This window comes from Candidatus Aquicultor sp., assembly GCF_054640775.1.
Genome location: NZ_JBTSLF010000004.1, coordinates 21,412 through 36,131, shown reverse-complemented (window position 1 = coordinate 36,131; position 14,720 = coordinate 21,412). Strand labels below are relative to the sequence as shown.

The following is a 14,720-nucleotide window of genomic DNA, read 5'->3' as shown; positions in this document are numbered from 1 at the left end:
GCGCCCGCAATACCTGTTCGATATATTCTCGCTCGTTATATGCTGGTATTACAAAGCTGATTATCTTCTTCGTCATATACGATCCTGCTTGCTTTCGCTGGGCCGGAGCTACGCAGCTTACCGTTTTTGACATATACCACCTTGCCTCTAGAATAACTGCTATCAATATGTAGTGTCGATATGCCGCTAACGCTTGGGGGATATCGCTTTAAGCCGACTCTACATATTCTAATATGCAAGCCTTAATATGCCAATGGTTTTTTTAGCTATCTCGCCTTTTCAAGGTAGAGAGACTCTGTGGGCTTTATCATACTCGGGATGGTAAACTTCTCAGTTACTACTTTATAGCCTGCCTGCGCTTTAGCATCGGCCTTACGTTGGTCGGCACGTATACCGGATACCGCTTCGATAATTGCCGCCGTGCTACCGGCCGGAATCATCTCAACGTGATCTTCAGTGACAACCTCACGCACACCCGGCACATCGGTTACCACAACCGGTATTTTGCAGGCCAGCGCCTCTAAAAGAATAAGGGGTAAGCCTGCTGCCAGATTCGGGATCACCACGACACCGAGGCTTTTTAATATATGAGCGACGTCTCGCCGAAACCCTAAAAACCGTAAGTTTTGTGATATACCCAAAGTCGATGCCTTCTTCTCTAAAGCCTGACGCTCATCTCCATCTCCGGCGATTATGAAGTACATATTCGGGTTATCTTTAACCAGCGCCGCGGCAGCCTCTAAGAACGTGCCCGTTCCTTTTTCAGGAGAAAGCCTCGTAATCACGCCGACAAGGTCGTTTGCTTTCTTCAGGTCAAGCTCCCTGTACAGGTGCTCGGTATCAAGCGTTTCGCCAAACCTATCTGCCTCGACGGCGTTGCAGATCAAGCTAACGCTATTGAAACCTTCTATATCCTTTTTAACCACTTCGGATACGGCAATCAGGTGGTCCGGCATAGCCGCGATCTTATCGTAAGGAAGGTTTAAAAACCCCTTCTTCTTCGAGGTAGCGCTATCGACTGTATGCACCGTGCTAATATGAGGGATATCCCTATTCTTAGCAACCTGGGCGCTCACATAACACGCCTGATATCCATGGCTATGGATTAAATTAACGGCATGTTCCTCGATAAACCGGTCTATTTGCTTGGCGATACCGCCGAGATTAAGCTTATTGGCGCCCGCGATTGCGGGGATAACCTCGTACTCTACATTAAGCTTTCTGACATGTTCGAGTAGATATGAATCCGAGGAGGTCAACAGGTAGGGCTTATACCGCGCCCTGTTGATATACTTTAAAAGGATGAGAACATGCTGGCTCATGCTGTTTGTAGTTTCGTCTACAACGTATAGTATGCCCCGTTCGATCACCGCTACTGCCTCCTGTGCTGCGTATCTTCTTTATGTATCTGATAACATCCTTCGAATGATTACTCGTATAATATGTAAAAACTGCCGCCCGCGATGGACGAATCCCGCCAGGTCGCGGCCTGTTTCGCGATGCGTCATACTAACCGGTACCTCAACCACCCGGCATCCCTGTTTCAGGATGTCGATACTTAACCCGACTTCGAGCCCATAGCCGGATTCAAACTCCAAGCCGCTCAGATATTTGGCCTTAACAGCCCTCTGGCCGGATAACGGCTCATTCATAGATACGCCGGTAAACCGGTGTATCCCCCAGCGACCCAAACCTTTTGCAAAACCTAAGCCGCCGGCTTTCTGCGCTTTCGGGAAATCGCCGATCGCCATATCCGCCTCATCGCTAAGAACAGGCGCAAGTATCTTTGCGGCCTCACCGGCGCATGTCCCAAGATCACCATCAAGGAACAGCACGATCTCCTCTCGTACGCCCTCCACTGCTCTTTGCAGGGCTTTTCCCTTACCGACATTCTGATGCAGGCGCAATAAAACGGCTCCCGCCTGCTCTGCGACCTCGGAGGTCGCATCAGTGGAGCCGTCGTCAACGACAAGGATGTTTCCTACGGCTTCTATATCTCGTACCGCATGTACGGTTTCGGCTATTCTATCTGCCTCGTTATATGCGGCTATTACTGCGATTACCCTGGTACTATCCATAGAGACCTTCAAACGTCGCTTCTTCTTTTAATGGGATGTGTACGTCGGCATGAATTGGCCTGCGGTCCCTTTTATCCCAAAATCTCCATCTTGTCCGGCAAGCGCAAATACTGCCGATATGATGCCCGTTGGTTGGTTGATATTATCGACGGTTGGAATTCCTGCCGCCTGGTAGGTTTTTATGTACGATTTTTTGACCACCGACGTCTCGACCCCGACCGCTCTGATCTTCATAGCCTTTAACTGCGAGGCCAGCGGAAGGTCGGTCTTCAGCGAATCCTGGTTGGAATCCGATCCCCCAACGATTACCGCCGCACTTATGGGCTTAAAGAGCGAGAGATTTATATCCGTTTTTATAAAGCCCATATTTGAGAGCTGCATGAGAAACGGCACTTTGACAACAGCCGTAGTCGTAGTGATCGCCGAAGCGGTCGACGTGGTAGGTTTCGCCAACTCATCGACCATCTTCTTAAGTACAAGCTCCTGCGCGTTATCAGCCGTCAACTGATTTGCGGTGAAGTAGGGCTTTAACTGCGTCAACGCCTGGTCGGTCAGCTTGAATTCATTGTTTAGCTTAATTGAGTTTGTAGTCGCCCCCGCCTTTTTAAGCCCATCTAAAAGTCCCGATACAACCTCGTCTCCAACATCCGTCGTCGTAATAACGCCGACATTTTGCTTATCGAGCCTTCCCTCTATCGCAAGCGGGATTACCTGGGTCGCAAATTTTCTTTGCTCCCCGACTTCATCTCGCAACATCCGATTTTCTTCGCGCAGTTCATTGAAGTTCGTTTCGATACGTTTGACAAGTGCCTGTTGCTGGTTCACAAGCACACCCTTATCTACAATAACCGTTCCCAGAAGAATACCGATTGCTAACGCAAAAAAAACCGCGACAAGCGACGCTATATGATAGCGCATATCTAACATATGCTACTCCTAAATCTTAATTTATATTCCTGCCCTAAAAACCTAGCATTAGTTTGATCTGGATTAATAGCAACCGGATGGACTGTCTAATACTGGGTGCAGCCATCACTATGGCTATAATAGCGCTCATTCCGGCAAAAAGTAAGACCAAGAGATGGCTTATTTTCACGCTGGACCTGTAAAGCTTATTTACGCCTTTAGCATCAACGAGTTTGCTTCCTACTTTCAAGCGTACCAGGAACGTGCTGGACATCCCCTTGCGGCCCTTATCTAAAAACTCGACAAGGTTTGCGTGCGTACCCACGGCCACGATAAGCTCGCATCCGTGTTCGTAGGCGAGAATCATCGCAATATCCTCGCTGGTCCCGGCGGCCTCAAACATAATCGGTGATAAGCCCAAATCGTTAAGCCTTTTCTGGCCCGGGGCTTTACCGCCCGGATACGCATGGACGATCAACTCGGCCCCGCTCTTCAACGTATCGTCGACAACGCTATCCATATCCCCGATGATGATATCCGGCTTATATCCCTCCTCGACGAGGGCATCGGCGCCACCATCGACGCCTATCAATATCGGCTTCACCTCGCGTATATACGCCCGGAGCGCCTTAAGGTCGGCCTTATAATCATACCCGCGAACAACGATCAGCGTGTGACGTCCCTTGAAGTTAACCCGGGTTTCCGGAACCCTCGAGCCGTCCAAAATCAGCTCTTTTTCCTTTTGCATGTATTCGAGCGTGTTAACGGCAAACTTTTCGATTTCCTCGCCGATTCGGCTATGGGCTTTTTCGATTTCCTGCTCGAGCATCATGTGTGTGAGTTTCTTGCCTGAGGTAATACGCGTACCGTTGCAGTAAAGTTCCTCGCCCTGTACGCTGAGCTTAGCCCCCTCTTTGACTTTTTCAAATATCTCTGCGCCAACGTTATCCAGCAGGTGGATTCCGGCGGAACAGAGGATTATGGGGCCGGTATTGGGATACTTCCCCGAGGTAAAACAACTGGCGTTTATGACAACCTCCACACCGGTCTCAACAACCGCTTCGGCGGTAACCCTATCGAGGTCTTCGTGGTCGATTATCGCGATATCTCCGGGTTTCAGCCGCTTTACAAGCCTTTTTGTCCTTTTGTCGAGCTTTGCGACACCTTCATAAAACATACTTCCGGCTTTCTCGCTCTCCTGGTCGGATACCCGCACCCCGGGTCGATCATCTCTTCCTAAATCACTTCGTAGAATATCTCTCTCTAGAGTATCATGCACCGGTAATTTTATGGTAACGCTATCGACAGGAACTTCGGCTTTTTTATCAAGAAGTTCTTTGGAACTATCCACAACAAACCTCTCTTACGATCCCAGCTTGCCCTGTATTTGCGCGCTTACGGGATTCACCTGGATATGAACATGATCGTACTGTTTTGGCAGGTACTTATTTATCTGGCTTGCTATATCGGGCAGCGGTCTCATCCACCCTATCTGATCCGCCCGCCTTTCGACTCTTTGCCCGACGGTAACTTGGACGTTTTCGATATGGATGATCGCGACCCGTAAATCAGGGTATCCATCCGGCTGAATCTCTACATGGTAATCGATTAACTTTCCGTAAAGAGTATAGGTCTTTACCACGGTTACAACGCCATCAACCGGACTGTAGACGGCAGCGCCCGGCTTCATCGCTATGTCCATAGCCGACGTCGGTGCGCTTCCCCGTCCACGTGAACTCATCACAAACAGCACGGGGCTTTTGGTCGCAAGCACCGCCTCTCGCACGGTTGCGGTGGTATCCCTATTAAAGTAATTTACGGCGGGTTTAATTGCGATCGCTTCTATACGCTCCGCTTCATGGAACCCCACCCCGATCACATCTCCGTTCTTGCCCGGCAGGGATAACTTTAGGCTCGATGTGCCGACCGTCGCGAAGCAATTATAAAGCGGCTCGTCCTTAGCGTGCTTGTTAAGTTCCGAGGCGCCCGCCTTTGAACCATGCACGGCACGCAATATCCCAGGCTCGGTCACTGCATAATACGTGAGGCCCACCATCATTATCAACCCTATGATAAAAAGGCCCTGCTGTATCTTCAGCATCCTCTTACGGCGTTTCTCAAGCCGTATTTGATTAATACGGAGCGCCGTTGTCGTTGACGGACCGCTTGCAGGTATTTTAACGTCTGCGCTGAATAAGATTTTACCTGGATACTCGAGCTGCGATTCCATTTCGGACTCGACGCTGCCATCCATCGAGGCTTCGGGTAAAATCACATCAGCCGTTATCTCTTTTTTATTAGTTAACTCTTCCATCTATCAGCCCGTGTTTGTTTTTTTGCGCCTCAGTTATCAGTTCCTCAGCATGTTTAAGCGATACATCCGAACTAACATTTCCGCTCAGCAGGCGCGCCATCTCGCTCACCCTGTCCCCGCTTAGCAATTCCACGATCTCGGTATTCGTTCGCTCTCCCACCTCAAGTTTAACAACGGAGAAATGCTTATCGGCGAAGCTGGCTATCTGCGGCAGGTGAGTCACAGAGAACACCTGGTGCCGTAGCCCAAGAATCGACATCTTCTGGCCGACCGCCATCGCAGTCGTCCCGCCGATTCCCACATCGATCTCATCGAATATCAGAGTCGGCACTTCGTCCGCATCGGCAAGGATGATCTTCAGCGCGAGCATCACCCGCGAAATCTCACCGCCCGATGCTATCTTCGTGAGCGGTTTTGCCGGCTCTCCCTTGTTCGCCGAGACCATGAACTCGATTTTGTCGATACCGTTCGCGTACAGTTTCGTCCTTTTATCTTCTACAAGTAACCCGTCGCTATCTTGTTCCCTGCTAAATAATACCTCAAATCGAGCGTTTGGCATATTCAAATCGGCAAGTTCTCTCATAACTTCTTTAACGAAGTTCTTACCGGTGCTCGCACGGGCTTCGCTCTGTTGTACTGCGATGCCGGCCAGCTCTTTTTCGGTCTCTTTGATAGCTACCTCGAGTTTCTCCATCCTCTCCCCCGAGGTATCACACAGGAGCAGCTCTTCGGAGGCCGTATCCATATAAGCAAGGATATCCTCAATCGTCGCTCCGTATTTTCGTTTGAGAAGAGATAGAACGGCCAGACGGTCCTCGATTTCCTGCAGCCTCCCCGGCGGAAAGTCCAGCGTCGAACCATAGTCACGGATGCTTTGGGAGCAGTCTTCGAGTTCTATCAAAATACCGTTGAGGCGCTCTATCAGCCCATCCAGCTCCGGGTCGATACTCGCCACCACGCGAAGCTCATCCACCGCCCTTGCAACCAGCTCGGTTCCGGGTGCGGTCTCATCGCTTTCCGAGAGTGCGTTCGCGGCTTTGGCCACCGAGCAATAAAGTTTCTCAGCGTTTCGCAGGATATCGCGCTCCCGCATAAGCTCATCGTCTTCTCCCGGCGCAAGCGCCGCCCGCTCGATCTCACCCACCTGAAATTGCAGCAAGTCCTTCTTTCCAAGCATCTCACGCTCGGCCCCACGCAACTGCCCTAACTCGTCCTTCAATCGCCGCAGCGCCTCGCTCTTCTCGCGAAACGCACTTCGTAGTTCCAGCAGCTTCTTGCCGCCGTATTTATCAAGAAAATCTACATGCGACGATGTTTTAAAAAGCGATTGATGTTCGTGCTGGCCGTGCAGGTCGACCAGGCGCCTTCCTATTTCAGAAAGCGTGGCGACCGTTACCATGTGGTCGTTGATGTAGCATTTGTTCTTGCCGTCCGTGGAGATGACCCTGCGGATAATAAGCTGGTCGTCGTCTTCAAGAATATCGCTTAACTTCTCATCGGATGCTTTTAGGCCATGGGGGATAACAAACATTCCCTGCACCTCGGCCTTTGCGCTGCCGCTTCGGATAAGCGATGCGTCGGCGCGCCCACCCAACAGCAGGTTGACCGCCCCGACGACAACGGTTTTGCCCGCCCCGGTCTCCCCGGTCAGTATATTCAAGCCCTGCCCGAATTGGATGCGCGCCTTATCTATGAGCGCAAGATTATTAATAGAAAGCTCTTGAAGCATCTTCTCCCCAGTACTCTGTCACAGATTAGTGAAGCCAAGTGTCCCAAACAGTCAGCTTATCTTTAAATACCGTGTAGAAACTTCTATCTTTAAGCTTGATGAGCAGCACCTTTGATTGCGCTTTCTCGATATGCACTGAATCGGCGATGGACTGAAACACGGCAAGACCATCGATACCCACCGTGATTTCCAGGCGCCGTCCCAGCTCTACCATTATTTTATCCTGGGAGCCCAAAACAACGGTCCTGCCAAACAGCGAATGCGGATTAATGGGTGTCAGCAAAATCAAATCGTGAACCGGCGATACCACCGGGCCGCCCGCCGAAAACGAATACGCGGTAGAGCCCGTGGGGGTAGCGAATATGAGACCATCCGCCTTATACCTGCTGAATATCTGCTCGTTTATAAAGACGCCCATCTCAAGCATCCGCTGGTGATGACCCCGCTCAACCGTTATTTCATTGAGCGCGATATATGTCTGATGAAAATCCGCGGCGTTAACCGTGCATTGCAGCGTCATACGCTCGTCGATCTTATAATCGCCGGCAATCACCCTCTCCATCGCCGGATACATATCGGTAAACTCGACCTCCGACAAGAACCCGACCCGGCCGAGATTAACCCCGACAACCGGCACCATCGCCCCTTTAAGGATGCGCACAGCCCGCAGGATAGTACCATCCCCACCCAGGCACACCACACCATCGCTGCTCTGTATCGCCGCATCATCGGCTGCGAGATCAGGTCTCTTCAGCTTAACCGCATCATCCTGGTGCATTATCGCCTTCACACCCCGCTCGCCAAGCCACTCGATAAGCTCAAACGCAATCGGCGGTACAGCCGGTTTCTCGCAATTTATAACGACCGTCACAGTATTCATCTTTTTTTGAGGTGTTTCATGCATAAATACATCCTGCTTCCAGTTTTTATGAACGCTTTATATTATAAGCCAACACCGGGTAATTGACACCCTCTTGAAAGTTAGCAGTATACGCTATTATACCGAGACTGATTTAAGAAATGATTTTCACACATCTCCTTTGTACATTGGATGTTTCATCGAGAAGGTGTACAATCAAAAGAGACTTCACCCATCCCCTTGCTATAGGTCGCCAGATTAAGGTGAAAGGCTCTATTATCTGAGGAGGCGATTTTTTGAATATAAGAAGGTTATTCATAATTTTTCTCTCGGTTCTTATAGCCGTTGCTATAGCTGGGTGCGGCGGTTCCTCGGTGAAAGCCCCGTCCGAAAAGGAAAGACGAGTAGAAAACCAAAAAACGGTGGCAAATACAAAAATCGTCGACCCCAGCCTGTTAATTACCCGGCAAGAGGCAGAGGAAGCCCTCGGGGAGCCAGTTAAGGAAGCGACCATTAACAAAACGGGCAATGCCATGGGGCAGGTAATATGCCTTTATAACGCCGTGTCCGAAGAGTCCTCCAGGTTTATTCAGATTTCCGTAATTCAAACTCAAGGAATGTCGGGAGTAATGCGGGAGCAAGCTCAAAGCGCTATAACAACTTTCCGGACAACAAAACAAAACACAGACCCCATGAAAGAAGTGCCGGGTCTGGCCGACGACGCCTTCTGGGGAACACCGGGACTGCATATTCTCAAGGGCGATGTTTACCTGAACATTGCTGTTGGTAACACCAACGACCCAGCCAACCTGGAGCTGGCCAAAAAGTTGGCCAAAATTGCCCTGTCCCGGTTATAGCGAGCTTGTCTCTAGACCCTTACTTCAACTCTTCATGTGCTTGTTCTACCACGCTGTTGATTATTCCTGCTTTATCCTCTTCAGGAATGCCCGGCTTGGTGGGCGAAGCGTAAATAAGAAACTCGATATTTCCTTCGGGCCCTTTTATGGGGGAACTCACTAAACCCTTTATGAACAAACCGTTCTTCTCAAAATAGTCCCATATATGTAGCACAATATCCTTATGCACTTCGGGATCTTTTACCACGCCTTTTTTGCCTATCCGCTCCCTGCCCGCCTCAAACTGGGGCTTCACAAGCGCGATAAGCTCTCCGTCGGGTTTCATGAGGGTCAAAACATTTTCGAGGATTTTCTCCAGTGAGATAAAGGAGGCATCGATCGTTATCAAGTCGGCCGGTTCTTCGATATCCTCAGGGGTAACATGGCGGATGTTGGTGCGTTCCATAACGACGACTTTGGGATTTTGACGGAGCGACCAGGCAAGCTGTCCGTACCCCACGTCGATTGCGACCACCTTGCGTGCTCCATGGCGAAGCAGGCAGTCCGTGAATCCACCGGTCGACGCGCCAACATCAACGCAAAACTTACCTTCGGGATTGATTCCAAATGCATGGAGGGCTTTTTCAAGCTTAAGACCGCCGCGGGAAACATATAAGTTAGGCTCTAAAACAGTGATGTGACTGCCGCTTTCAATGAGGCTTGCGGGCTTACTCACCGGCTTACCGTCGGCAAACACCTTGCCTTCGGTTATAAGCCGTCGCGCCTGTTCGCGGCTCTCTGCAGCCCCCGCTTCTACTAAGTAGACATCCGCCCGTTTCCTTGTCATCTTTGGTATCTTCCGGTTACTCGAGAACCGATGTGCGCTTTCCGGCTACCCGCTTCTCCACGACTCTGGAACGCTTCTTCGGGTTGCCCAGCTCATCCAATTTACGGTTAACGCTATAAGCTATCCCGTTCGCATCGAGATGGATCTCTGCAAGCAGGCGTTTAATCGACCCGTGGGATACAAACCTATCCGGTATGCCTAAACGAAGCGCGGGCGTAGATTCCCCAAGCTCTGTGAGAACTTCGAGTACACCCGACCCAAACCCGCCGATGAGTGAGTTCTCCTCGACGGTCACTACAAGGTTATGGTTTTGCGCCGCCCAGGCGATCATATCGGTATCGAGCGGTTTTACAAAACGCATGTTGACCACAGATGCCGAAACGCCCCGCTTGCTTAACTCCTCGGCGGCCTCCACAGAGGACTGCACCATCCTGCCGATGGCAAGAATACAGACATCGCTTCCCTTGGTGAGAATCTCCGCTTTCCCCTCAGGAATCAGGCGATACGCTTCAGACATCGGTATACCAAAACCCCTGTCCCTCGGGTATCTCAAGGCAACCGGCTTTTTCATTTCAAGAGCGGTAAACATCATGTGCCGCAGCTCTTCTTCATCTTTCGGCGCCATGACCGTAAGGCCCGGAACGCTCCTCATATACGTCAGGTCAAACGCCCCATGGTGCGTCGGACCGTCTTCACCGACGATGCCGGCCCTATCGATCGCAAAAACCACCGGAAGCTCTTGCAGGCTCACATCCTGCATTATCTGGTCATACGAGCGCTGTAAAAACGTCGAGTATATCGCCACGACAGGCTGGTACCCCTGCATCGCCAGGCCGGCCGCAAAGGTAACGGCATGCTGCTCGGCTATCCCGACATCATAAAACCGCTCCGGGTGTTCCTTCTCGAATATATCCAGTCCGGTGCCGCTCGCCATCGCCGCGGTTATCCCGACCACTTTATCATTCTTATTCGCCAAATCTACCAGTGTTTTCCCAAAGACCTCGGTATATGTGGGAATATTGCTGCAAGATTTTAGCTCGCCCGTCCTCGTAACAAACGGCGCGATACCATGCCATTTTTCGGGCCGCTCGACTGCCGGCGAATACCCGAGCCCCTTCTTCGTTATCACATGTATCAAAACGGGGCCCTCGACCTGCTTGGCGAGCCCGAGGCTGCGCTCGACTTCGCGTATATCGTGGCCGTCTATCGGGCCTATATAGGTAAACCCGAGTTCCTCAAACAGCATTCCCGGCACCAGAAGCGCCTTCACGCTCTCCTTCACATGCATCCCGATATCGTACACAAGCTCGCCTATCGCCGGCAGCTTCTTGATCCTCTGCTCTATCTCTTTGCGAAGTTTGGCATGCCCCGGGTCCAATCTCACCTGGGCAAGATAGCCCGATATCGCCCCGACATTCGGGGATATGGACATCTCATTGTCGTTAAGAACGACTATCAAACGCGTGCCGAGATGCCCGGCCTGGTTAAGCGCCTCATACGCGATTCCGCCGGTCAGCGAACCATCGCCGATAACCACGGCGACATTCTCTTTCCCGCCCTCTATATCACGGCCCTCAGCCATGCCAAGGGCAAAGCTTATCGAGTTGCTGGCGTGACCGCTGTCAAAAAAGTCATGCTCGCTCTCGCTTTTCTTTGGAAAACCGGCCAGGCCCCCATATTGCCTCAAGGTAGAAAACGTCTCGTTCCTGCCGGTCAGCAACTTATGAACGTAGCTCTGGTGACCGACATCCCAAATTATCTTATCAACCGGGCTTTCAAGGGAACGGTGAAGCGCAAGGGTCAGCTCGACGACACCCAGGCTCGACGCCAGATGCCCACCCGTCTCTGAAACCGTCTCAATCAGCCGCGACCTGATCTCCGTGGCCAGCTGCGCCAGCTCCCCATGCGACAAGTGCTTTATATCGTTCGGACTTTTGATCGTGTTTAGAATTTGATAGTCCATGTCACCCTTCTTTTACCCTTAACAGCCGTTCTCAATAATATTCCGCGCCCTAAGAACTGTGTAAGAATCTTTGCGCATTTCACGTATTATAACGCTGCGCCCAGGCTTTAGTAATGGTAATTTCTAACTATTCGCCTTTTAATCATCTTTTAGTTATCAATTAGTGCTTTATACCCAGTACATTTACAGGCTGCTATAGCACCTTGCGCCGATTTCCAATTCCTAATTCGACGTTCGCAATTCGAAATTCCCAAGGTTCGACATTCCTAAAAGTTGCGGTCAAAAACAAAATCCGCCAGCTCCGCAAGAACCGTCATGTCGCCATCGACCTTCGACAGAGCCTCCTTGGCCTTGCCGGTCATCGTCCGCGCCATTTCTTTTGCCTTTTCAAGCCCGTAAAGCGCTGGGTAGGTCGCTTTTTCATGCAGCACATCGCTGCCCACAGCTTTACCGAGAACGGCCGCGTCGCCGACTACGTTGAGGATGTCGTCTACGATCTGAAACGCCAACCCCAGATATATCGCATAATCGGTCAAAAGCTCAATTTCACGCTCCGATGCATTCGCAAGAATCGCTCCCGCGCGCACCGATGCCTTTATCAACTCGCCGGTCTTTTTTTCATGTATAAACTGAAGCGCCTCGGCGTCGACCGCCATGCCTTCGGATTGAATATCGACTACCTGCCCGCCGACCATGCCCGATGCTCCCGATGCGGTTGCCAGTTCCCCTATCACCCGCACGATACGTCCGGCATCGGCCGCCTTCTGCTCGCTGCTTACGAGCCGAAACGCCTCCGTGTTAAGCGCATCTCCAGCAAGAATCGCCATATCCTCGCCGAACTCGACGTGACACGTCGGCTTACCGCGCCGTAAATCATCATCGTCTAAAGCGGGAAGGTCATCATGGATAAGCGAGTAGGTGTGAATAAACTCGACGGCGCACGCCGCCGGCATAACATCTTCGGGGTCGGTTCCAAACACTTTGGCGGATTCTACGACAAGAACAGCCCTGAATCTCTTTCCGCCAGAGAACAGGCTATACCTCATCGCCTTGTACAGTTCCTCGGGGTGCCCAACCTCAGGAAAATATTTTTTGAGGCCCTCCTCGACAAGAAGCCTCGTATCTTCCGGGTATTTACCTGGCAACTATATCCTCTCCTGCGGTTTCTTCATCGGTCTGCGGCAGCCAGGCGGTGTAATCGATGTGCTGGTTGCAGATCGTTGCAAGCTGGACGCTTTCCTCGAGCAAATCCAGCGAATCTTCGAGACTAATCTCTTTCTTTCTTACTAATTCCGCTATCTCTTCTAGTCTGTTTAGAGCCTGATTATACGTTAGCCTCTCCAACTATCCCACCCTTTAATAGAGTTTTTTCTATTTGGCTTCTTTGCTTCCTCTGCTCTCTTTCAATTCAGTCGCAATCCGGCCGAGAATACCGTTTACAAACTTGCTAGACTCTTCCATCCCGTAAATCTTGGCCAACTCCACGGCCTCGTTTATAGAAACACTATAGGGGATATCCTCCTCATAGAGCAACTCGTACAAGCCTATCCTGATCAAGTTCCGGTCGACAATCGGCATCCGGTCCAGCGTCCAGTTATCGGTATGTTCGCTGATAATCGAATCGATCTGGTCTGTGTGTTTCGCAACACCTTCGACCAGCTCCATTGTAAACTCGCTTGGCTTCTCACCACGGGCAAGCTCACGGTTCTCGAGAATTTGCTCCAATGGTTGACCTGTTATTTCTTTTTCATAGAGGATTTCCAGCGCGTCTTTACGCGCTTTCCTTCGTTCTGAAATCATGCTTCCTATTCGCTTAAAATCCACCTGGCAATAAAATCGGTGTAGATTTCCCCTTTCCTAAAGAAAGCGTTGTCCAACACCCTCAGGTGAAACGGGATCGTCGTCGCAAGGCCCATGACTACACATTCTTCGAGTGCCCTGCGCCCCCTACTAATAGCTTCATTTCTATCTTTTCCCCAAACTATCAATTTCGCAAGAAGCGAGTCGTAATAATTCGGGACATCGTAGCCGGTATACAGATGGCTATCCACCCTTACCCCAGGTCCACCGGGAGGATTAAAAAGCTCGACCCTTCCCCCCGCCGGCAAGAAGTCCCTCGATGGGTCCTCTGCATTGATCCTGAACTCTATTGCATGCCCGTTTTGCTTGATATCGTCCTGGGTGTAGCTAAGCTTCTCGCCCGCAGCTACCCGTATTTGTTCTTTTATAATATCAACACCCGTCACCATTTCGGTAACCGGATGTTCGACCTGCACTCTAGTATTCATTTCCATAAAATAATAGCTGCCGTCCGGCTCGACCAGAAACTCGATGGTGCCCGCACTCGTATAGCCGACCGCTTGAGCAGCCCTTACCGCAACCTCGCCCATTTCCTTGCGCATACCGGCGCTTATCGATGGCGAAGGCGACTCCTCGATCAACTTTTGGTGCCTGCGCTGTATCGAACAATCGCGATCCCCCAGGTGAATAACATTACCATGCCCATCGGCCAGAATCTGAAACTCGATATGGCGCGGCCGGGAAACGTACTTCTCCATATAGACATCATCGTTGCCGAATGCCGCCTTAGCTTCAGATTGCGCCATCCGGAGGAATTTTACCAGTTCTTTTTCGTTCTGCGCGATTCGCATACCCCTGCCGCCACCTCCGGCAGACGCCTTTATCATGACGGGATAGCCGATCTTCTCTGCCTCGACCAGCGCTTCTTTGTCGCCGCTGACCGATCCGGTGGTACCCGGAGTGACCGGTATACCCGCTTCGATCATCCTGCGCCGCGCTTCCGACTTATGTCCCATCGCCTCAATCGCCTCAGCCACCGGACCAATAAACATTATATGGCATGACCTGCAGATATCGGCAAACTGGGGGTTCTCCGCCAGGAATCCGTATCCTGGATGGATCGCATCGGCGCCGGTTATTTCAGCCGCGCTTATGATATTTGGGATATTAAGATAACTCCTGTGGCTCTGGGCCGGACCGATACATATCGCCTCATCCGCAAGCTTAGCGTGAAGCGCCTCGGCATCGGCCTCAGAATATATTGCAACCGTCGGGATATCAAGCTCTTTGCAGGCCCTGATGACCCGCACGGCTATCTCACCCCTGTTGGCTATAAGAACCTTTTTAAACAAAACATTCTCTCCTATTAGTAAAGCTAAATAAGATTA

General features: G+C 51.1%; 14 protein-coding genes. 1 reads left to right on the top strand and 13 read right to left on the bottom strand.

Translation table 11 applies throughout. The annotated features are described in order from the left end of the window. Positions 1-266 precede the first annotated feature (266 nt). The 7 genes from ACYC56_RS00875 to ACYC56_RS00845 all read right to left on the bottom strand — a co-directional run bounded on the left by ACYC56_RS00875 (position 267) and on the right by ACYC56_RS00845 (position 7,931). Positions 267-1,370: a glycosyltransferase family 4 protein gene (locus tag ACYC56_RS00875; protein ID WP_461372285.1), complete on the bottom strand. Its 1,104-nt coding sequence runs from the start codon at positions 1,368-1,370 to the stop codon at positions 267-269. Between the two features lie 30 nt (positions 1,371-1,400). Beyond that, positions 1,401-2,078 (bottom strand): glycosyltransferase family 2 protein, encoded by a 678-nt coding sequence (locus ACYC56_RS00870; protein ID WP_461372284.1) that lies wholly within the window; start codon positions 2,076-2,078, stop codon positions 1,401-1,403. A gap of 27 nt (positions 2,079-2,105) precedes the next feature. Continuing rightward, a complete protein-coding gene (locus ACYC56_RS00865) occupies positions 2,106-3,005 on the bottom strand; it encodes a copper transporter (RefSeq protein WP_461372283.1) in 900 nt (299 codons plus the stop codon). Between the two features lie 34 nt (positions 3,006-3,039). Continuing rightward, positions 3,040-4,161 carry a putative cytokinetic ring protein SteA gene (steA, locus tag ACYC56_RS00860; RefSeq protein ID WP_461372286.1) on the bottom strand — a complete coding sequence of 374 codons (1,122 nt, stop codon included), beginning with the start codon at positions 4,159-4,161 and terminating at the stop codon, positions 3,040-3,042. A gap of 186 nt (positions 4,162-4,347) precedes the next feature. Then, entirely contained in the window at positions 4,348-5,298 is a 951-nt protein-coding gene (locus tag ACYC56_RS00855; RefSeq protein WP_461372282.1) for a M23 family metallopeptidase, read from the bottom strand. Next, positions 5,282-7,027: a DNA repair protein RecN gene (gene recN, locus ACYC56_RS00850; RefSeq protein ID WP_461372281.1), complete on the bottom strand. Its 1,746-nt coding sequence runs from the start codon at positions 7,025-7,027 to the stop codon at positions 5,282-5,284. The genes ACYC56_RS00855 and recN overlap by 17 nt, the downstream gene beginning before the upstream one ends. Positions 7,028-7,052: 25 nt before the next feature. Next, positions 7,053-7,931 carry an NAD(+)/NADH kinase gene (locus ACYC56_RS00845; RefSeq protein ID WP_461372280.1) on the bottom strand — a complete coding sequence of 293 codons (879 nt, stop codon included), beginning with the start codon at positions 7,929-7,931 and terminating at the stop codon, positions 7,053-7,055. Positions 7,932-8,182: 251 nt separating this feature from the next. Here ACYC56_RS00845 and ACYC56_RS00840 point away from each other — a divergent pair, with 251 nt between their 5' ends. Then, positions 8,183-8,743, top strand: coding sequence for a hypothetical protein (locus tag ACYC56_RS00840; RefSeq protein WP_461372279.1), 561 nt, complete (start codon positions 8,183-8,185; stop codon positions 8,741-8,743). Between the two features lie 19 nt (positions 8,744-8,762). Here the strand turns inward: ACYC56_RS00840 and ACYC56_RS00835 are convergent, their stop codons facing one another. The 6 genes from ACYC56_RS00835 to accC form a co-directional block, all read right to left on the bottom strand. Further along, positions 8,763-9,569 carry a TlyA family RNA methyltransferase gene (locus ACYC56_RS00835; protein ID WP_461372278.1) on the bottom strand — a complete coding sequence of 269 codons (807 nt, stop codon included), beginning with the start codon at positions 9,567-9,569 and terminating at the stop codon, positions 8,763-8,765. Between the two features lie 16 nt (positions 9,570-9,585). Beyond that, a complete protein-coding gene (gene dxs, locus ACYC56_RS00830) occupies positions 9,586-11,532 on the bottom strand; it encodes a 1-deoxy-D-xylulose-5-phosphate synthase (RefSeq protein WP_461372277.1) in 1,947 nt (648 codons plus the stop codon). A gap of 266 nt (positions 11,533-11,798) precedes the next feature. Continuing rightward, positions 11,799-12,677 carry a polyprenyl synthetase family protein gene (locus ACYC56_RS00825; protein WP_461372276.1) on the bottom strand — a complete coding sequence of 293 codons (879 nt, stop codon included), beginning with the start codon at positions 12,675-12,677 and terminating at the stop codon, positions 11,799-11,801. Beyond that, on the bottom strand, positions 12,667-12,876 hold the full coding sequence (xseB, locus tag ACYC56_RS00820) for an exodeoxyribonuclease VII small subunit (protein WP_286677995.1): 210 nt from the start codon (positions 12,874-12,876) through the stop codon (positions 12,667-12,669). Before xseB ends, ACYC56_RS00825 begins: the two co-directional genes overlap by 11 nt. Positions 12,877-12,903: 27 nt before the next feature. Continuing rightward, a complete protein-coding gene (gene nusB, locus ACYC56_RS00815; RefSeq protein WP_461372275.1) occupies positions 12,904-13,332 on the bottom strand; it encodes a transcription antitermination factor NusB in 429 nt (142 codons plus the stop codon). A gap of 5 nt (positions 13,333-13,337) precedes the next feature. Then, on the bottom strand, positions 13,338-14,684 hold the full coding sequence (gene accC, locus ACYC56_RS00810) for an acetyl-CoA carboxylase biotin carboxylase subunit (RefSeq protein WP_461372274.1): 1,347 nt from the start codon (positions 14,682-14,684) through the stop codon (positions 13,338-13,340). Between the last annotated feature and the right edge of the window lie 36 nt (positions 14,685-14,720).